The 19,386-nt window shown below is 59.6% G+C and carries 18 protein-coding genes; 7 read left to right on the forward strand and 11 right to left on the reverse strand.

Translation table 11 applies throughout. The features are described 5' to 3' along the window. Nucleotides 1-147: 147 nt before the first annotated feature. On the forward strand, nucleotides 148-2,331 hold the full coding sequence (gene yccS / locus ACZRJ6_RS06685; RefSeq protein ID WP_463967814.1) for a YccS family putative transporter: 2,184 nt from the start codon (nucleotides 148-150) through the stop codon (nucleotides 2,329-2,331). Between the two features lie 4 nt (nucleotides 2,332-2,335). On the opposite strand, the gene ACZRJ6_RS06690 is transcribed toward yccS, so the two are convergent. Then, the gene (locus ACZRJ6_RS06690) at nucleotides 2,336-3,073 is read right to left on the reverse strand and encodes a substrate-binding periplasmic protein (protein WP_463967813.1); all 738 of its coding nucleotides are present in this window, start codon (nucleotides 3,071-3,073) and stop codon (nucleotides 2,336-2,338) included. Between the two features lie 267 nt (nucleotides 3,074-3,340). Here ACZRJ6_RS06690 and ACZRJ6_RS06695 point away from each other — a divergent pair, with 267 nt between their 5' ends. Further along, nucleotides 3,341-3,793: a GNAT family N-acetyltransferase gene (locus tag ACZRJ6_RS06695; RefSeq protein ID WP_133102379.1), complete on the forward strand. Its 453-nt coding sequence runs from the start codon at nucleotides 3,341-3,343 to the stop codon at nucleotides 3,791-3,793. Here ACZRJ6_RS06695 and ACZRJ6_RS06700 read toward each other — a convergent pair. The 3 genes from ACZRJ6_RS06700 to ACZRJ6_RS06710 all read right to left on the reverse strand — a co-directional run bounded on the left by ACZRJ6_RS06700 (nucleotide 3,790) and on the right by ACZRJ6_RS06710 (nucleotide 6,774). Next, entirely contained in the window at nucleotides 3,790-4,086 is a 297-nt protein-coding gene (locus tag ACZRJ6_RS06700) for a winged helix-turn-helix domain-containing protein (RefSeq protein WP_463967812.1), read from the reverse strand. The genes ACZRJ6_RS06695 and ACZRJ6_RS06700 overlap by 4 nt on opposite strands. Nucleotides 4,087-4,106: 20 nt before the next feature. Further along, a complete protein-coding gene (locus ACZRJ6_RS06705) occupies nucleotides 4,107-4,607 on the reverse strand; it encodes a M48 metallopeptidase family protein (protein WP_463967811.1) in 501 nt (166 codons plus the stop codon). A gap of 73 nt (nucleotides 4,608-4,680) precedes the next feature. Then, nucleotides 4,681-6,774 carry a putative bifunctional diguanylate cyclase/phosphodiesterase gene (locus ACZRJ6_RS06710; protein ID WP_463967810.1) on the reverse strand — a complete coding sequence of 698 codons (2,094 nt, stop codon included), beginning with the start codon at nucleotides 6,772-6,774 and terminating at the stop codon, nucleotides 4,681-4,683. 308 nt (nucleotides 6,775-7,082) lie between these two features. On the opposite strand from ACZRJ6_RS06710, the gene ACZRJ6_RS06715 reads away from it, so the two are divergent. After that, nucleotides 7,083-7,748 (forward strand): polysaccharide lyase family 7 protein, encoded by a 666-nt coding sequence (locus ACZRJ6_RS06715; RefSeq protein ID WP_463967809.1) that lies wholly within the window; start codon nucleotides 7,083-7,085, stop codon nucleotides 7,746-7,748. A 130-nt stretch (nucleotides 7,749-7,878) separates the two neighbouring features. Next, the gene (gene alr / locus ACZRJ6_RS06720) at nucleotides 7,879-9,108 is read left to right on the forward strand and encodes an alanine racemase (RefSeq protein WP_463967808.1); all 1,230 of its coding nucleotides are present in this window, start codon (nucleotides 7,879-7,881) and stop codon (nucleotides 9,106-9,108) included. A gap of 24 nt (nucleotides 9,109-9,132) precedes the next feature. Here the strand turns inward: alr and ACZRJ6_RS06725 are convergent, their stop codons facing one another. The 7 genes from ACZRJ6_RS06725 to tkt form a co-directional block, all read right to left on the reverse strand. After that, nucleotides 9,133-9,816: a pentapeptide repeat-containing protein gene (locus tag ACZRJ6_RS06725; RefSeq protein ID WP_463967807.1), complete on the reverse strand. Its 684-nt coding sequence runs from the start codon at nucleotides 9,814-9,816 to the stop codon at nucleotides 9,133-9,135. 174 nt (nucleotides 9,817-9,990) lie between these two features. Then, nucleotides 9,991-11,055, reverse strand: a complete 1,065-nt coding sequence (fba, locus tag ACZRJ6_RS06730; protein WP_029297347.1) for a class II fructose-bisphosphate aldolase — start codon at nucleotides 11,053-11,055, stop codon at nucleotides 9,991-9,993. 125 nt (nucleotides 11,056-11,180) lie between these two features. Continuing rightward, entirely contained in the window at nucleotides 11,181-11,516 is a 336-nt protein-coding gene (locus ACZRJ6_RS06735; RefSeq protein WP_463967806.1) for an MliC family protein, read from the reverse strand. A 60-nt stretch (nucleotides 11,517-11,576) separates the two neighbouring features. Further along, nucleotides 11,577-11,798: a hypothetical protein gene (locus ACZRJ6_RS06740; protein ID WP_463967805.1), complete on the reverse strand. Its 222-nt coding sequence runs from the start codon at nucleotides 11,796-11,798 to the stop codon at nucleotides 11,577-11,579. Nucleotides 11,799-11,829: 31 nt separating this feature from the next. Further along, a complete protein-coding gene (locus ACZRJ6_RS06745) occupies nucleotides 11,830-12,993 on the reverse strand; it encodes a phosphoglycerate kinase (RefSeq protein ID WP_463967804.1) in 1,164 nt (387 codons plus the stop codon). Nucleotides 12,994-13,018: 25 nt separating this feature from the next. After that, a complete protein-coding gene (epd, locus tag ACZRJ6_RS06750) occupies nucleotides 13,019-14,080 on the reverse strand; it encodes an erythrose-4-phosphate dehydrogenase (protein ID WP_463967803.1) in 1,062 nt (353 codons plus the stop codon). 172 nt (nucleotides 14,081-14,252) lie between these two features. Beyond that, nucleotides 14,253-16,250: a transketolase gene (gene tkt / locus ACZRJ6_RS06755; protein ID WP_463967802.1), complete on the reverse strand. Its 1,998-nt coding sequence runs from the start codon at nucleotides 16,248-16,250 to the stop codon at nucleotides 14,253-14,255. A gap of 273 nt (nucleotides 16,251-16,523) precedes the next feature. On the opposite strand from tkt, the gene ACZRJ6_RS06760 reads away from it, so the two are divergent. The 3 genes from ACZRJ6_RS06760 to ACZRJ6_RS06770 all read left to right on the forward strand — a co-directional run bounded on the left by ACZRJ6_RS06760 (nucleotide 16,524) and on the right by ACZRJ6_RS06770 (nucleotide 19,300). Beyond that, nucleotides 16,524-17,519, forward strand: coding sequence for an ArsR/SmtB family transcription factor (locus tag ACZRJ6_RS06760; protein WP_463967801.1), 996 nt, complete (start codon nucleotides 16,524-16,526; stop codon nucleotides 17,517-17,519). A 19-nt stretch (nucleotides 17,520-17,538) separates the two neighbouring features. After that, on the forward strand, nucleotides 17,539-18,729 hold the full coding sequence (gene metK / locus ACZRJ6_RS06765; protein ID WP_133102391.1) for a methionine adenosyltransferase: 1,191 nt from the start codon (nucleotides 17,539-17,541) through the stop codon (nucleotides 18,727-18,729). Nucleotides 18,730-18,952: 223 nt separating this feature from the next. Further along, nucleotides 18,953-19,300, forward strand: coding sequence for a hypothetical protein (locus ACZRJ6_RS06770; RefSeq protein ID WP_463967800.1), 348 nt, complete (start codon nucleotides 18,953-18,955; stop codon nucleotides 19,298-19,300). Nucleotides 19,301-19,386 lie beyond the last annotated feature (86 nt).

The raw sequence follows: 19,386 nt of genomic DNA on the forward strand, positions 1-19,386 counted from the left end.
CCTCTAAAACCGTAGGAGCTGTCGAGTGAAACGAGGGTGTGTATTTCAAGGCCGAACATATTTTGCCCTCAGATGTGATTGCCACCCTTGCCGTGGCGTCATTACTGGCTCAATTTAGCGGCATCGTCCCGGAAGACCCCAGACTTCATGTCATCGACCTCGTTCAACCATTCCATGCGGCGCCTTTGGGCGCTGGACAAGTTCAGCTACAGCGTACGGGTATTCATCGCCCTCACCGGCAGCATGGCGCTGTGCTGGTACCAGGATGAGATGACGCTGCTGATCCCGCTGTTCCTGGGGATTATCGCCAGCGCCCTGGCCGAGACCGATGACAGTTGGCAAGGCCGCCTCAATGCGCTGGCGGTGACGCTGGTGTGTTTCAGTATTGCGGCGCTGTCGGTGGAATTGCTCTTCCCCTACCCGTGGATTTTCGCCCTGGCCCTGGCCCTGGCCAGTTTCGCCCTGACCATGCTCGGCGCGCTGGGGGAGCGTTACGGCGCTATCGCCTCGGCGACCTTGATTCTGTCGGTCTACACCATGATCGCTGTTGACCAGCGCGGCGGAGCGGTCACCGATTTCTGGCACGAACCCTTGCTGCTGGTGGCTGGTGCCGCCTGGTACGGGGCGCTCTCGGTGCTGTGGCAGGCGCTGTTTTCCAACCAGCCGGTGCAACAGAGCCTGGCGCGGTTGTTCCGCGAACTGGGGCACTACCTCAAGCTCAAGTCGACCCTGTTCGAACCGATCCGCCAACTGGATGTAGAAGCGCGGCGTCTGGAACTGGCCCAGCAAAATGGCCGGGTGGTGGCGGCGCTGAACGCGGCCAAGGAGATCATCCTGCACCGGGTCGGTAATGGCCGACCGGGGGCCAAGGTCAGCCGCTACCTCAAGCTGTACTTCCTGGCACAGGACATCCACGAACGCGCAAGCTCATCGCACTACCCCTACAACGCCTTGGCCGAAGCCTTCTTCCACAGCGACGTGCTGTTCCGCTGCCAGCGCCTGCTGCGCCAGCAAGGCAAGGCCTGCCAGGCTCTCGCCGAATCGATCCAATTGCGCCAGCCCTTCGTCTATGACGCAAGCTTCGCCGAAGCCCTGGGCGACTTGCACGCCTCCCTGGAACACCTGCGCATCCAGAGTAACCCGGCCTGGCGCGGCCTGCTGCGCTCGCTGCGGGCGCTGTCAGCCAACCTGGCGACCCTCGACCGCTTGCTCAGCGACGCCAGCAACCCCGACAGCCTGGCGGATGCCACAGATAGCAACCTGCTGGACCGCTCGCCACGCAACCTCAAGGAAATGTGGACGCGCCTGCGTACCCAACTGACGCCGACATCCTTGTTGTTCCGCCATGCCCTGCGCCTGTCCCTGGCGCTGAGCATCGGCTACTTCATGGTGCATCTGATCCACCCTTCCCAAGGCTACTGGATCATCCTCACCACCCTGTTCGTATGCCAGCCGAACTACGGCGCCACCCGGCGCAAGCTCGGCCAGCGAATCATCGGCACCGCCATCGGCCTGACCGTGGCCTGGGCGCTGTTCGATCTGTTCCCAAGCCCACTGGTGCAATCGATGTTCGCCATCGCTGCCGGCCTGGTGTTCTTTATCAACCGCACCACGCGCTACACCCTGGCGACGGCGGCGATCACCCTGATGGTGCTGTTCTGCTTCAACCAGGTGGGCGATGGCTACGGGCTGTTCCTGCCGCGACTGTTCGATACCTTGCTCGGCAGCCTGATTGCCGGGTTAGCCGTGTTCCTGTTCCTGCCGGACTGGCAGGGTCGACGCCTGAACAAAGTGCTGGCCAACACCCTGACCTGCAACAGCATCTACCTGCGGCAAATCATGCAGCAATATGGCGCAGGCAAAAGCGACGACCTCGCTTACCGCCTGGCCCGCCGCAATGCCCACAACGCCGATGCGGCACTGTCCACCACCCTGGCCAATATGCTGATGGAGCCGGGACATTTCCGTAAGGAAGCCGACGTGGGCTTTCGCTTCCTGGTGCTGTCCCACACCTTGCTCAGCTACCTGTCGGGGCTGGGTGCACACCGCGAAACCCAGTTACCGGCCGAGGTGCGCGAGCACTTGATCGAAGGTGCCGGCAAAACCCTGGCGGCGAGCATCGACGAGATCGCCACGGGGCTGGCCAACAAACAGCCGATCGCGATTCAAAGCGATACCGAGGAAGCGCTGGCGGTTGAGCTGGAGCAGATGCCCGATGAGATCGACGAAGGGCAGCGCTTGGTGCAGACGCAGTTGGCGTTGATTTGTCGACAGCTGGGGCCGTTGCGGACGTTGGCAACGCATCTGATCAAGGACACCAGCGCCGCGTGAACCGCTACATCCCGTGCTGCTTCAACAACTTTGCATAACTGCCATCGGCCTTCATCCTGGCAATCTCCCGATCAAACCCGGCAACAATTTGCTTGTGCTGCGGGTTTTTCAGGCTGACCAGGATATGCAGGCTGTTTTCACTCAACGGTTTGGGCAGAAACTCCACCGCATTGCGCACCCTGGCTGACTCACGGGCCAGGTAGTAGCGGGCGACAAATTCATCTTCAACCGTCAGCCGAACCCGTTGTGCCGCCAGCATGCGCACGGCCATGGCGAAGTTGTGCACAGGGACCTTCTGAAATTGCAGGTCGCGGTCGAAGTCCGCCGAATAGGCATAGCCGCGCACCACGGCGACGGGATAGTCGTGCAGTTGCTGCAGATTCTGGAACTCGATGGGGTCGTCTCGGCGCTTGATAAATCGCACCCTGTTAAGCAAATACTCGCCAGAAAACTGCCCCAGCTGCGTACGCGCTTCGTCGTACCAGGCGTTGACCAGCACGTCATAACGCCCGTCACCTACGCCCATCAACGCCCTAGCCCAGGGCACCTGTTCAAAATCACTGGGATAGCCCGCACGGGCCAGCGCGGTGCTGACGATGTCGGTGGCCAATCCGCCATTGACCAGCGTGGCGTCGGTAAACGGCGGCCAGGCATCTGCCACCAGGCGCAAGCGTTCTGCGGTGGCCGTCTGAGCCAGCAACAGCAATCCGAGCAAAGCAACGGCACGAGACAATCGCGGCATGCTTGAGGTCCTTGCGCAGCGGGCAAATGCTTACGGGGGATGACGTCTGGCAAGCCGTGATCCGCATCACGCCCAGGCCCTGACTGTAGCTCATCACTCGCGCTGTACAGCAGATTACACAAAGAAGTCAGCGGCGGGAGCACTCAATGATGGCAATTTGACCCCGCTCGAAATATAGCTGGCTTTTCAGGGGTTTGCACAACCCATAAAGACAGTTGCCAGCCACGGGATTACTATCCCAGACCGGTACTTATTCGAGATATAACAATGACTGTCGATTGGGTCTGCAAACACCACAATGATCTAGGCAAGGAACAGTTGTACGCCATTTTGCGCCTGCGGGCGGAGGTCTTCGTTGTCGAGCAACAGTGCGTTTATCAGGACCTCGACGGCCAGGACCTGGAAGGTGATACCCATCACCTGATGGCCTGGAACGACGATCAATTGGTAGCCTACCTGCGCCTGCTGGACCCGGACCTCCACGGCGGTGACCTGGTAATAGGCCGCGTGATCGTCGCACCGAGTGCACGGGGTACCGGTCTTGGTCATCAGATGATGGATGAAGCGCTCAGGCAGGCGCACAAGAACTGGCCCGAAGTGCCGATCTATCTGTCGGCCCAGGCGCATTTGCAGGGGTATTACGGGCGGTACGGGTTTGTGGTGGTCGGGGAGGAATATCTTGAAGATGATATTCCCCATATCGGGATGCGCCGGGCCTAGGGGTATCCCAGCACTCGCTTGATCGGCGACAGATTTGCCTCGATCCACCGCCGATCAATCGCACCCCAACTGCGAATCCGATAGCGTCCAGCATGATTGCGGGCGCCGTCTTCCTGTTCGAACTCACAGACGATATCCAGATCCGCCAACGCCGCAATCGTATCCTGGGCCGTGCGCCGGGGCATACCCGTCACCTCGGTCAGCGCCGGGACGCTGCTGGCCAACTTGCTGTCGATCAGATACGCCACATACAGGCGGCGATAGAAGCTGCTTTTGGTCTTGCTGACATCCATGCTCGGTAGCCTTTTGGAAGTTAGGTCTTGACCTGCAAATCGCGCCAAGTCAGGTACACCCGCAGGTCAAACTCCACCTGATGGTAGCCGGGCAGCATATGTTCGCAGAGTTTGTAAAATGCCTTGTTGTGGTCCGACTCCTTGAAGTGCGCCAGTTCGTGTACGACGATCATTCGCAAGAACTCGGGCGCTGCGTCCTTGAACAACGAAGCGATGCGGATTTCTTTCTTGGACTTGAGGTTGCCGCCCTGCACCCGGGAAATAGTGGTGTGCAGGCCCAGTGCGCGATGGGTCAGGTCCAGGCGGTTGTCGAACAATACTTTGTCGATGGCCGGCGCGTTACGCAGATGGTCCTGCTTCAAGGCCAGCGCATAGTTGTACAAGGCCTTGTCGCTCTGCACGCCGTGGCGCTCGGGGTAACGCTGGCTCAGGTAGTCGCTCAACTGATCCTTGGCGATCAACTGACGTACTTGGTCTTGCAGGGAAGCCGGGTAGGCCTGGAGGTATTTCAGCGCAGTCATGGCGTCAACAACGGGGATTTGAAAGGTCGCCAGTGTAGCGAATTCAGCGGAGCACCGCGCGCAAGGCGAAAGGTTACGGCCAGTCGGCAACCTCTTCGGCCATCAGCGGTTTAGCCACCAGTGATCCCTGAATAAACTCGCAGCCATTGGCTTTGAGCCATTGGCACTGCTCCTGGGTCTCGACTCCCTCGGCAATCACCAACAAATCGAAATGCCGGCACAGCTCGATAATACTGCGGGCCATGGCGGCATCCCGTGGCGAGTCCGGTAGGCGGGCAATCAATTGCGGATCGAGTTTCAAGGTATCGAACTCAAGATCACGCAAGTGCGCCAGGGAACAGGCGCCCAAACCAAAATCATCCAGGGCGATACGTACCCCGACCATCCTCAACAGCCTGAGTTGTTTGGCCGACTCCTCGGCGTTGTGCATCAAGCTTTCTTCACTGATTTCCACCTCCAGCTGCCGCCCTTGCAACCCATGTTGCTCCAGCACCTGCTGCAGTTGAACGGCGAGGTTGGGCATATTGAACTGGCTGCTGCTCAGGCTCACGCTTAGCACCAGATCATCGCTGAACGCCTGGGTCCAGGCCTTTCGCTGGATCGCCACCTGCTGGTAGATCCAGTTGCTGAGCTGGCTGATCAGCCGCGCCTCTTCCAGCAACGGCAGAAACAATCCAGGCGGCACGTCGCCAACACTGGGGTGCTGCCAGCGCAACAGCGCCTCGACCCCACGCAAATGACCATCGCCCAGAGATACCTGCGGCTGGTACACCAGGGTGAACTCCTTGTTGTCGATGGCGGTGCGCACACTGTCTTCGAGCATCAAGCGCGAGCGCGCCCGGCCGTTCATTTCCTGATCGTAATAGCGGTATTGCTGACGCCCTGCGCGCTTGGCTTCGTACATGGCGATGTCCGCCGCGCGCAGCAGGCCGTCCAGGTCGGAGCCGCAGTCAGGAAACGTGGCAATGCCAATACTGACGCCGAGCATCACATCCAGCCCCTCGACCTGCTGACAGATCGACACCCGCTCAATCAGCTTCTCGGCGATCTTCGCTGCCTGCTCCGGGAATTCCAGTTCCAGCAGCACGGTGAACTCATCACCGCCCATGCGTCCGAGAATGTCGTATGAACGCAAGCATGCCTTCAATTGCTCCGAGACCCAGCGCAGCACCCGGTCACCAGCGTCGTGCCCCAGGGAATCGTTGACCCGCTTGAAGCCGTCCAGGTCCAGATACAGCAAGACCAGGGAGTGCTCGCTGCGCTCACCGCGCAACAGGATATTCTCCACAGCCTGATGGAACCCGCGCCGATTGAGCAGGCCGGTTAGCGGGTCAGTAACCGCCTGGAACTCCAGTTGCTGGTGCAAATGGCGCACCTCAGACATGTCCAGCACCGTGACCACCATGGCCTTCTGCTCGGCGGGCAACGGCGCGCAAGACATCGCCACCGGTAGTTGCTGACCAGGAGCGGTGCGCAGGATGGCGTCGTGCAGGCGCCAGGTCTCGCCTCGACGATAGCCGGCGTACAGCTCGGAGTCGGACCAGCCGAGCACGTGGGGCTTTTGCAGGAAGCTGAGGAACTCCTTGCCCTGCAATTCATCGACCGAGGCATTGAGCAGACGCGAAATCGCCGGGTTCGCGTAGCTGATCACACCGTCTTCGCCTACCACCAGAATGCCCTCGGCGGCGTTGTCCAGCACCGAGGCATTGAAGGCACGAGCTGACTCCAGGTCATGACTCAAGCGCTGCAGGGCCCGGCGGCCGCTCTGATGCTCCAGCAGGGCCTGGACCTTGGGCTTGAGGATATGGGGGTCGAAGGGTTTGAACAGGTAATCGATCGCGCCGCTGGCATAGCCTTCCAGCACCGCCGCCGGCGATTGCGCATTGGCGCTTAGGAAAATGATCGGTGTCATCCGGGTGCGTTGGCTGCCGCGCATCAGTCGGGCGACTTCAAAGCCGTCCATGCCAGGCATCCGTACATCCAGCAGTACCAGGTCGACGTCGTGCTCCAGCAACAACCCAAGGGCTTCAAGACCCGACCCGGCAGTCACGACCTGCCAATCCTCACGCTGCAAAAGCGCGCGCATGCTAATCAGGTTTTCAGGGTAGTCATCGACCACCAAGAGAACTGAAGTGCCGTCGCCGGGCTTAATTGAAGCGCATGCCATGTTACATCTCTTCCTTGAGGAGCCACTCCGGTCACTTTTGAGAAAAACCGGACAAATATTGAGGGATCACTCTAGCTCTGGATCCAATAAAGCAGAAGTGACGACAGTGCCATCATTGCGCCAACGGCCATACAACCGACTAACGGTAAGAGTCCACAGCCCCCGGTTTATGGGGAACATGGCTTTTTGACATTCTAATGACGTCAATAATCCGCCATAAAAACATTAACAATCTATTACCAGGCGCTTATAAAGAATCCGCGAACCCTCGGGCCACGGCCTTCTTCCTTCTATTAAAGGCGTACTCAATGATTGATCTGTCCACCTGGAACCTGAGCATTCCCGTTGGCTCCCCGCCCACCACCATCGACACCCCCAAACTGCTCAGCGGTTTCAAGGACCAATACTTCCAGGCCGAAGGCAGCAGTGTGCAGTTCTGGTCCCCGGTCACCGGGACGCGCACCGAAAACGCCATTTACCCTCGCAGTGAACTGCGGGAAACCTACACCGACGGTCGCCTGCGCAACTGGATGTATCCGGACGCCGACAATTACCTGCGCGCCACCCTGGCCGTCAATCAGGTGCCGTCTTCCGGCAAGATCGTCATCGGCCAGATCCACGCCTATGACAGCCAGAAACCGCTGATAAAAGTCGAATACCAGTACAAGGAAAAAACCCAGACCGGCAACATCGTCGCCAAAGTCCGCATGCGCCCGGATGACAGCGAAGGCCGGGTGATCATCGTCGCCGAGAATGTGCCACTGGAGCGCAACTTCACCTACGTCATCCACTTGAACCGTACAGGCCTGTTGAGCGTGGAAGCCGCCAACGGCCAATGGAACGAACGCATCGGTGCCGCCTGGGGGAAAAAACCGCTGTACTTCAAGGCCGGGGTCTACGTGCAGGACAACAGCGGCGACAGCAAGGAAGGCGGCAAAGTGACCTTTGCCAAGTTGGATATCGATCACGACTAACACTCTGATCATTCTCACGACGCTTTAGGACAGAACCGCGACCCAGGGTCTCGACTTTTTTGTAGGACAATCCGAGTATGGCGCCGCACACGCGCAATACCCCCTACAAGAAAGTCATGGAGACTCGCCAATGCCATTCACTCGCACATTGCTCGCCCTCTCACTGGGCATGGTTCTGCTGCAAAATCCAACCTTCGCCGCCCCGCCACTGTCGATGACCGACGGGGTGGCGCAGGTCAATATCCAGGACAGCAACGCCTGGGTCGAAATCAACAAAGCCGCCTTCGAACACAACATCCGCACCCTGCAAGCCACTCTCGCCGACAAGTCGAAAATCTGCGCCGTGCTCAAGGCTGATGCCTACGGCCATGGCATTGGTTTGCTGATGCCGTCGGTGATCAAGCTGGGTGTGCCCTGCGTCGGTGTCGCCAGCAACGAAGAAGCCCGCGTGGTGCGCGAAAGCGGCTTCAAGGGCCAACTGATCCGCGTACGCACAGCCGCCTTGAGCGAACTGGAAGCGGCACTGCCCTATAACGTCGAAGAGTTGGTGGGCAATCTGGATTTCGCGGTGCGCGCCAGCCTGATCGCCGAACACCACGGCCGCCCGCTGGTGGTCCACCTGGGGCTGAACTCCAGCGGTATGAGCCGCAACGGCGTGGAAATGACCACCGCCCAGGGCCGCCGCGATGCCGTCGCCATCACCAAAGTGCCGAACCTTGAAGTGAAGGCGATCATGACCCACTTCACCGTCGAAGACGCCGCCGACGTACGCACCGGCCTCAAGGCCTTCAACGAACAGGCCAACTGGCTGATCAACGTCGCACAACTGGACCGCAGTAAAATCACCCTGCACGCCGCCAACTCCTTCGCCACCCTGGAAGTGCCAGAGTCGCGCCTGGACATGGTTCGCCCAGGCGGCCTGCTGTTTGGTGACACCGTACCGGCGTTTACCGAATACAAGCGGGTGATGCAGTTCAAATCCCATGTGGCGTCGGTCAACAGCTATCCGAAGGGCAATACCGTTGGCTATGACCGCACCTACACCCTGGCGCGGGACTCGAAACTGGCGAACATTACCGTGGGTTATTCCGATGGCTATCGCCGCGCGTTCACCAACAAAGGCATCGTGCTGATCAATGGCCATCGCGTGCCGGTGGTGGGCAAGGTGTCGATGAATACGTTGATGGTCGATGTCACCGATGTGCCGACCGTAAAGAGTGGCGATGAGGTGGTGTTGTTTGGCAAGCAGGGCAATGCGCAGATTGCCCAAGCGGAAGTCGAGGACATCAACGGGGCGTTGTTGGCGGACTTGTATACGGTTTGGGGCAACTCCAATCCGAAAGTCCTGGTCGACAAATAACCTTTAAAGGGGACGCCCATTACCTCAAGCGACGGACAAGCCCAACTCGGATAACAACATCGACGCCTGGGCTTTGGAAATCACGGCGCCTTTGAAAAGTTTGGCATCACTGAGCCTGAACCCACTCAAATCCGCACCCCGCAGGTCGGCACCGGCGAAATTAGCGCCGTTGATACGGGTATGGGCCAGGCTGCAGTCGATCAATTCGGCTTTGCGAAAATCTGCGTCCGACAGGTCACTGTCGGAAAAATCCAGGGTATTGAGGGTGGTTCGGGCAAAGGACAGCCCGGACAAAAAAGCACTGTTGAGCAGCGTCTCAGTGAACGTCAAACCCAGGGAGGCGCAATGGGTGAAGTTGGCGCCGGTCAGCTTGCAGTTGGAGAAACTGGCCTGGGACAGCTTGCTGCGCTGCCAGCGAGTGTTGTTCAGGTCGCACCCGGTGAACACCGCTTCCAACAGATTGGCCGCCTCGAAAACCGCGTGGGCCGCCCGGCAACTTTTCCACTGCGTGCCCTCAAGCCGCGCCCCGAGAAAGCACGTCTGGACCAGAATACAGCGCTCAAACACCCAATGATCCAGCACCAAACGCGACAAGTCTGCACCGCTCAAGTCGACACCGATCAAGCGCAATGGCCCGCCGTGGGTGCCCATCAAGGCTTCCAGCTCCTCGCGTTGCAAGGTGCCGCCCTCGATATCGGTATGCTGCATGGGGCCTCCGGGCAATGGCCGAACCAAATTGAGGCGCGAGTTTAACCCGACGCTGCCTATCGACATATATTTAAGGGGACGGATCTATTTAGCAGTTAAATGGATCGCCCTTTCAATGAATAACTCGGCAAAAAAAACCCGCATCACTGCGGGTTTTTTATAAACGCTTGAAGCTTAGTTAACCTTAGCGTTCAACTCACCTTTCAAATACCGCTGGTACATCGCTTCCAGGGAGACCGGCTTGATCTTCGAAGCATTGCCCGCAGTACCAAACGCTTCATAACGCGCGATACACACATCACGCATTGCGGTCACGGTAGCGCCGAAGAATTTACGCGGATCAAACTCGCTCGGGTTGGTTGCCATCAGGCGACGCATCGCACCAGTGGACGCCAAACGCAGGTCGGTGTCGATGTTGACCTTACGCACGCCGTGCTTGATGCCTTCGACGATTTCTTCAACCGGTACGCCGTAGGTTTCTTTGATGTCGCCGCCGTACTGGTTGATGATCGCCAGCCACTCTTGCGGTACCGAGGAAGAACCGTGCATCACCAGGTGGGTGTTGGGGATGCGTTTGTGGATTTCCTTGATGCGGTCGATGGCCAGCACGTCACCGGTAGGTGGCTTGGTGAACTTGTAGGCGCCGTGGCTGGTGCCGATGGCGATAGCCAGGGCGTCGACTTGGGTGCGCTTGACGAAGTCGGCGGCTTCTTCCGGGTCGGTCAGCATTTGGCTGTGATCCAACACGCCTTCAGCGCCGATGCCGTCTTCTTCGCCGGCCATGCCGGTTTCCAACGAACCCAGGCAGCCCAGCTCACCTTCAACCGATACGCCGCAGGCGTGAGCCAGGGCCACGGTTTGTTGGGTGACACGGACGTTGTAGTCGTAGTCAGTCGGAGTCTTGCCATCTTCGCCCAGGGAGCCGTCCATCATCACCGAGCTGAAGCCCAGTTGAATGGAGCGCTGGCACACGTCAGGGCTGGTGCCGTGGTCCTGGTGCATGCACACCGGGATGTGCGGGAATTCTTCGATGGCGGCGAGGATCAGGTGACGCAGGAACGGGGCACCGGCATATTTGCGGGCGCCGGCCGAAGCCTGGACGATCACTGGGGAGTCAGTCTTGTCAGCGGCTTCCATAATGGCGCGCATCTGCTCAAGGTTGTTGACGTTGAAGGCTGGAACGCCATAGCCGAATTCGGCTGCGTGGTCCAACATCTGGCGCATGCTGATAAGTGCCATTGTGAGTCTCTCTCCCGGTCGAGGGTCGTTAATCGTGCAAGCCTGCCGTAGCGGCGGCTGCTATTCAAGTTATTGCAGATCGGGGGTTTGAAGGCCGATTTGCTGAATCGTTATTGCACTAAGGCTTACGGCGCTTTGCAGCCGCGGCCGATCAAGTCGTCGGTGGCAACCCAGTAAACCAGGCCTTCCTCACCTTTTGTGTGAAACGCCAACTGGTCATTGCTGTACAGCACGCCCGAAGCCGCCACATCCTGCTTGAGGCGATAGACTTGGTCCGAACCGCCAAGGCGTATATCCACCTGGCTGTGGGCCTGATCGGTAAACCGCCAGACCACTTGTGCCTGGCTGTCGCAGGTCCAGGTGGTCCATTTTTCCTGTTGCGGTTCTGCCTTGTTGAACATGTTCAGGTTGGCGCAACCAGCCAATAAGGCCAGTGCTGCCAGGGCGAAAACGCCTTTCATTGCCAATCCTCGAACGGCGACCGGAGGCCGCCACTGCTGTCGGTTAGTGAATCAGACCCGTCAAGGGCAGCCCTGTTCCTTACCTTTGGGCGGGGAGTCGTACTTCTCCAGCCCATCCGGCCCGATACGTTTGCTGATCACCGGCAGGGTTTCAGCTTGCCAGTCGGCCTGGTAGCAGCCTTTGTCCGGTACGGCTTTCCCGGTTTCGGGCGCCGCAGGCGGCGCGCTGCTACAGCCGGCCAACAAGCCTGCGGCGATTACCAGCGCTATCGACTTGACCATGGGAATACTCCTTTTCTCAGGCCTTCAGGCCTCAGCCCTTGGCTCGGCTTTCCAGCACTTCGACGGCTGGTAATACCTTGCCTTCGACGAACTCAAGGAAAGCACCACCACCGGTAGAAATGTAGGAGATCTGGTCAGTAACGCCATATTTATCGATGGCCGCCAAGGTATCGCCACCGCCCGCAATGGAAAACGCCGAGCTTTCAGCGATGGCCTGGGCCAGCACCTTGGTGCCGTTACCGAATTGATCGAACTCGAACACGCCTACCGGGCCGTTCCACAGAATAGTGCGGGACGACTTCAGCAACTCGGCGAAGTTGGCAGCCGTTTGTGGGCCAATATCCAGGATCATGTCGTCAGCAGCGACGTCAGCGATCAGTTTGACGGTGGCTTCGGCGCTTTCAGAGAACTCCTTGGCCACCACCACATCCACTGGCAGCGGTACGCTGACCTTGGCGGCGATGGCGCGGGCGGTGTCCAGCAGGTCCGGCTCGTACAGCGATTTGCCGACCGGGTGACCGGCAGCAGCGAGAAAGGTGTTGGCGATGCCGCCGCCGACGATCAACTGGTTGCAGATCTGGCTCAGGCTGTTGAGCACGTCGAGCTTGGTCGAGACCTTGGAGCCAGCAACGATGGCGGCCATCGGTTGAGCCGGCGCACCGAGGGCTTTGCCCAAGGCTTCCAGTTCAGCAGCCAGCAACGGGCCAGCCGCAGCGACTTTGGCGAACTTGGCCACGCCGTGGGTAGAACCCTCGGCACGGTGAGCGGTACCAAATGCGTCCATCACGAACACGTCGCACAGGGCGGCGTATTGCTGGGCCAGTTCGTCGCTGTTCTTTTTCTCGCCCTTGTTAAAGCGCACGTTTTCGAACAGCACAATGTCGCCGGCCTTGACGTCGACGCCACCCAGGTAATCAGCCACCAGCGGCACGTCGCGGCCCAGGGCCTTGCTCAGGTACTCGGCGACAGGCTTCAGGCTGTTTTCGGCAGAGAACTCACCTTCGGTCGGACGACCCAGGTGGGAGCAGACCATTACGGCCGCGCCTTTTTCCAGGGCCAGCTTGATGGTCGGCAGCGAAGCCAGGATTCGCGCATCGCTGGTGACAACACCGTCCTTGACTGGGACGTTGAGGTCTTCGCGGATCAGTACGCGCTTACCTTGCAGATCGAGGTCGGTCATCTTCAACACGGTCATGGGTCGCAGTTCCTGTGTTACTGAATTAGAGAGCAGGTTTAGGTAATGGAGAAGCTGTTTGCAGGTAATGCTCTGCAACGTCCAGCATTCGGTTGGCAAAACCCCATTCGTTGTCGAACCAGGCCAGGATGTTAACCAGCCTTGGGCCGGAAACGCGGGTCTGGCTGGCATCAACGATGGCCGAATGCGGATCATGGTTGAAATCACAACTGGCGTGGGGCAACTCGGTGTAGGCCAAAAGCCCTTTGAGCGGGCCACTGGTAGAGGCCTCGCGCAGAATCCTGTTGACCTCCTCGGCGTCGGTGTCGCTGACGGTTTGCATGGTGATGTCCAGGCAGGACACGTTCACTGTCGGCACCCGAACTGCTTTGGCCTGGATTCGCCCGGCAAGTTCCGGCAGCAGGCGTTCGATACCTCTTGCCAGACCGGTGGACACCGGAATCACTGACTGGAACGCCGAACGCGTGCGGCGCAGGTCTTCGTGATGATAGGCATCGATCACCGGCTGATCATTCATCGCCGAGTGAATAGTGGTGATCGACACGTATTCCAGTCCGATGGCCTGATCCAGCAGGCGCAACAACGGCACGCCGCAGTTAGTGGTGCAGGAGGCGTTGGACACCAGCAGCTCGGCGCCGGTCAGGCAATCCTGGTTGACGCCGTAGACGATAGTGGCGTCGACATCTGACTCGCTGGCCATCGGCTGGGAAAACAGCACACGCGGTGCTCCGGCGTCGAGGAAACGCTGGCCATCGGCGCGAGTGTGGTAGGCACCGGAACATTCCAGCACCAGGTCAACGCCCAGCGACGCCCAGTCGATGCCCTCGGGGGTGGCACTGCGCAGGACCTTCACGCAGTTACCATTAATATGCAGACAATCGCCGTCGACCCGCACTTCGCCGGGAAACCGGCCGTGGGTGGAGTCAAAGCGTGTCAGGTATTCGATGCTGGCCATGTCGGCCAGATCGTTGATCGCAACAATTTCAAACCCGGCAGCCGGCCCTCGCTCGAACAGAGCACGCAAGACGCAACGACCAATCCGGCCGTAGCCGTTGAGTGCAACTTTGTAGGGGCGCGGTTGGGGCATGGGGTTCTCGATTCTTATGAGCGACACAAAACCATTGTAGGAGCGAGCTTGCTCGCGATGAACTTGAGGACAACGCGTTTATCCAGACAGCCAGCGTTATCGTTAACGACCATCGCGAGCAAGCTCGCTCCTACAAGGGATGCGGTGACCATCGGCCACCGCGTTCGCGCTTTTAGTCTTCCAGCAGCTCTTCAGCCTGACCCAGGATGTTTTCCAGGGTGAAGCCGAACTCTTCGAACAACGCTGGCGCTGGCGCCGACTCACCGTAGGTAGTCATGCCAATGACGCGGCCTTCCAGGCCCACGTACTTGTACCAGTAGTCAGCGTGAGCCGCTTCGATGGCGATACGGGCGCTGACCTGCAACGGCAGTACCGATTGCTTGTAGTCGGCATCCTGGGCTTCAAAGACGCTGGTGCATGGCATCGAAACCACACGCACGTTGCGGCCCTGCTCGGTCAGTTTGTCGTAGGCTTGAACCGTCAGGCCCACTTCGGAACCGGTGGAGATCAGGATCAGCTCCGGCTCGCCGATGCAGTCCTTGAGCACGTAGCCACCACGGCTGATGCCTTCGATCTGCGCCGCATCGCGGTTCTGATGCTGCAGGTTCTGACGGGAGAAGATCAGCGCCGAAGGGCCGTCCTTGCGTTCGATGGCGTGCTTCCAGGCCACGGCCGATTCGACCGCATCCGATGGACGCCAGGTGTCCAGGTTCGGCGTGGTGCGCAGGCTGGTCATTTGCTCGACCGGCTGGTGCGTCGGGCCGTCTTCGCCCAGACCGATGGAGTCGTGGGTGTAGACGAAGATCACACGTTTCTTCATCAGCGAAGCCATACGTACCGCGTTGCGGGCGTATTCCATGAACATCAGGAAGGTCGCGCCGTAAGGCACCAGGCCGCCGTGCAGGGCAACGCCGTTCATGATGGCGCTCATGCCGAACTCGCGAACGCCGTAGTACATGTAGTTGCCGCTGGCGTCTTCGGCCGAGACACCTTTGCAACCTTTCCACAGGGTCAGGTTGGAACCGGCCAGGTCAGCCGAACCGCCGAGGAACTCAGGCAGCAGCGGGCCAAAGGCATTCAGGGCGTTTTGGCTGGCTTTGCGGCTGGCAATGGTTTCGCCCTTGGCGGCGACTTCGGCGATGTAGGCCGACGCTTTTTCAGCGAAATCAGCTGGCAGGTCACCGGCCAGACGACGCACCAGTTCGCTGGCCAACTCAGGGAATTGAGCAGAGTAGGCAGCAAAACGCTGGTCCCACTCAGCTTCGGCAGCACGGCCGGTTTCCTTGGCGTCCCACTCGGCATAGATATCAGCCGGGATTTCGAACGGGCCGTGGTTCCACTTCAGCGCAGCGCGGGTCAGCGCGATTTCCGCGTCACCCAGTGGGGCGCCGTGGCAGTCTTCCTTGCCTTGTTTGTTCGGTGAGCCGAAACCGATGGTGGTCTTGCAGCAGATCAGCGTCGGCTGGTCGCTCTTGCGGGCGGTGTCGATGGCGGTCTTGATCTCTTCCGGATCGTGGCCGTCAACATTGCGGATCACCTGCCAGTTATAGGCTTCGAAACGCTTTGGCGTGTCGTCGGTGAACCAGCCTTCGACTTCGCCGTCGATGGAGATGCCGTTGTCATCGTAGAAGGCGATCAGTTTGCCCAGGCCCAGGGTACCGGCCAGGGAGCTGACTTCGTGGGAGATGCCTTCCATCATGCAGCCATCACCCAGGAACACATAGGTGTGGTGATCGACAACGTTGTGGCCTGGACGGTTGAACTGCGCCGCCAGGACTTTTTCGGCGAGGGCGAAACCGACCGCGTTAGCCAGGCCTTGGCCCAGGGGCCCGGTGGTGGTTTCAACGCCAGCGGTGTAGCCGTACTCCGGATGGCCCGGGGTGCGGCTGTGGATCTGACGGAAGTTTTTCAGGTCGTCGATGGACAGGTCGTAACCGGTCAGGTGCAGCAACGAGTAGATCAACATCGAGCCGTGGCCGTTGGACAGGATGAAGCGGTCACGGTCGGCGAACGACGGGTTGCTCGGGTTGTGTTTCAGGTAGTCACGCCAAAGTACCTCGGCGATATCCGCCATGCCCATCGGGGCACCGGGATGGCCGCTGTTGGCTTTTTGCACGGCATCCATGCTGAGGGCACGAATGGCGTTGGCACGCTCACGACGGCTGGGCATCGCTGTTCTCCTGCGGATATTGAATCGAGAGTGAATAAAAGAAACGGAAAAAAGGACCGGCATTTTCCCTCAGCCACGGCCTTCGGGGCAATGACAGATAGTCACTTGAGGGTGTTTTTCCTGTGGATTGGCCTGCATTGGCCTGGAGAAACCTTTCACCCCTTCGTCTAAAGGTTACAGAGCCTGCTTATAGCCACCACTTATCGACCAATATCAAAACTTTTTGATATTGGCCTTGCGAGGATTTATCCCCGTCACTAGACTGCTGGCCCTATGAACTTACGCGCGCCCTCCCTTCGTCATGACGACTGCGATGAGCTGGCGGCCTTGTGCAAGGCCGGCGGTGATCCCTTACGCCTGAATGTGTTGCGCGCGCTGGCCAACGACTCATTCGGCGTGCTGGAACTGGCACAGATCTTCGCCATCGGTCAGTCCGGCATGAGCCACCATCTGAAGGTGCTGGCCCAGGCCGACCTGGTGGCCACGCGCCGCGAAGGCAATGCGATTTTTTACCGGCGCGCGCTGCCGCACACCGACCACTTGGGTGGCAAGCTGCATGCCGCGCTCCTGGAAGAAGTGGACAACCTGGCGCTGCCGGCTGACGTACAGTCGCGAATCGGCCAGGTCCACGGGCAACGCGCTGCGGCCAGCCAGGATTTTTTCTCGCGGGTGGCGGAGAAGTTTCGTGCGCAGCAGGACTTGATCGCGGGGTTGGCGCAATACCGCGAAAGCGTGCTGGCACTTCTCGACAAGCTGAGCTTCAGTGATGAGGCCACGGCGCTCGAAGTCGGCCCTGGCGACGGCGGCTTTCTGCCGGAACTGGCGCGCCGCTTCCACCAGGTCACGGCGCTGGACAACAGCCCGGCGATGCTCGAACTGGCGCGCCAGGTGTGTGAACGCGATAACTTGAGCAACGTCAGTCTGCAGCTGGCCGATGCGTTGAATAATGTAAGCCTGAGGGCCGACTGCGTGGTGTTGAACATGGTCTTGCACCATTTCGCCGCCCCGGCTGAAGCCCTCAAGCAAATGGCCTGTTTGCTGCAACCCGGCGGCAGCCTGCTAGTGACAGATTTATGCAGCCACAACCAGAGTTGGGCCAGGGAGGCCTGCGGTGATCTCTGGCTGGGCTTTGAACAGGACGATCTGGCCCGTTGGGCCACCGCTGCGGGACTCGTTCCCGGGGAAAGTCTCTATGTAGGCTTACGTAATGGTTTCCAGATTCAGGTCCGCCATTTTCAGCGGCCATCTGGCGACACTCACCATCGGTAAATATCAGGAAAACATCGAGATGAGCGAATACTCCCTTTTCACCTCCGAGTCCGTGTCTGAAGGGCATCCGGACAAAATCGCCGACCAGATTTCTGATGCGGTGCTGGACGCCATCATTACTGAAGACAAGTTCGCCCGTGTGGCGTGCGAGACTCTGGTGAAAACCGGCGTGGCGATCATCGCTGGCGAAGTCACCACCTCGGCCTGGGTCGATCTGGAGGACATCGTTCGCAAGGTGATCCTTGATATCGGCTACAACAGCTCCGACGTGGGCTTCGACGGGGCGACCTGCGGCGTGATGAACATCATCGGCAAGCAGTCGGTGGACATCGCCCAGGGCGTTGACCGCAGCAAGCCGGAAGACCAGGGCGCCGGCGACCAGGGCCTGATGTTCGGCTACGCCAGCAACGAGACCGATGTGCTGATGCCTGCGCCGATCACCTTCTCCCACCAGTTGGTGAAGCGCCAGGCCGAAGCCCGCAAGTCCGGCCAACTGCCGTGGCTGCGTCCGGATGCCAAGTCCCAGGTGACCTGCCGCTACGAAGGCGGCAAAGTGGTGGGCATCGACGCCGTGGTGCTGTCGACCCAGCACAATCCGGAAGTCTCCTACAAAGACCTGCGCGAAGGCGTGATGGAGCTGATCGTCAAGCATGTGCTGCCTGCCGAACTGCTGCACAAGGACACCCAGTTCCACATCAACCCCACCGGCAACTTCATTATCGGTGGCCCGGTGGGCGATTGCGGCCTGACTGGTCGCAAGATTATCGTCGACACCTACGGCGGCATGGCCCGTCACGGTGGCGGTGCATTCTCCGGCAAGGACCCATCGAAGGTTGACCGCTCCGCCGCCTACGCCGGTCGTTACGTGGCCAAGAACATCGTTGCCGCCGGCCTGGCCGAGCGTTGCGAGATTCAGGTGTCCTACGCCATTGGTGTCGCCCAGCCGACGTCGATCTCGCTGAACACCTTCGGCACCGGCAAGATCAGCGATGACAAGATCATCAAGCTGGTGCGCGAAGTGTTCGACCTGCGTCCGTACGCGATCACCACCATGCTCGACCTGCTGCACCCGATGTACCAGGAAACTGCGGCCTACGGCCACTTCGGTCGCACCCCTGAACAGAAGACCGTCGGCGACGACACCTTCACCACGTTCACCTGGGAAAAAACCGACCGCGCCAACGACCTGCTTACCGCTGCCGGCCTGTAATCGCTGCCCGTTGTACCCAAAGCCCCGCCGGGTTTACTCGGCGGGGCTTTTTGTTGCGCGCTGATTGGCGCGATGACGTTCACATTTGTTCAACAGGGGCCTTGCAGGCCAAATAATGGCCCACTAGAATCCGCGCCCTCCCGAGCCCTTCACCTACTTGGATATTGCACTGCGCCAGCTCGGGATCCTTTTGTGCGCAGGCAATCGAACATTGAGGTTTTTCATGCGTATTTCCACGCTCGCTCCTGCCGCCCTTCTGCTCAGCCTGTTCGCCCTGCCAGTTCAAGCCGTCGACCTCGGCGCACTGGGCGGCGCTCTGACGTCTCAACTGGGTGGCACTTCCGGCGACTGCGAAAAACAAGGCAAAGACCTGCAAGCCAAGGTCGACGCGGCCAAGGCCAGTGGCGAAGAATTGAAAGTGAAGGCCATGCAGGCCGCACTGGACCAGGTAAACAAAGGTTGCAAAAAAGTCAGCGAGTCCCAGGACAAGCTGGACTCCACCCAACAGAAGCAACAGGCCAAGGCCGACGGCAACGACACCGTGAAAGCCTTGGGTGGTTTGTTCAAGTAAGCAGAAACACCCGGTAAAAAGCCTCGCGCCTGCGGGGCTTTTTTGTGGGTGCTCCGATGCCTTAGGCTGGGCGCCCCTTCGGAGCA

The sequence above is a fragment of the Pseudomonas sp. C321 genome (assembly GCF_055407105.1).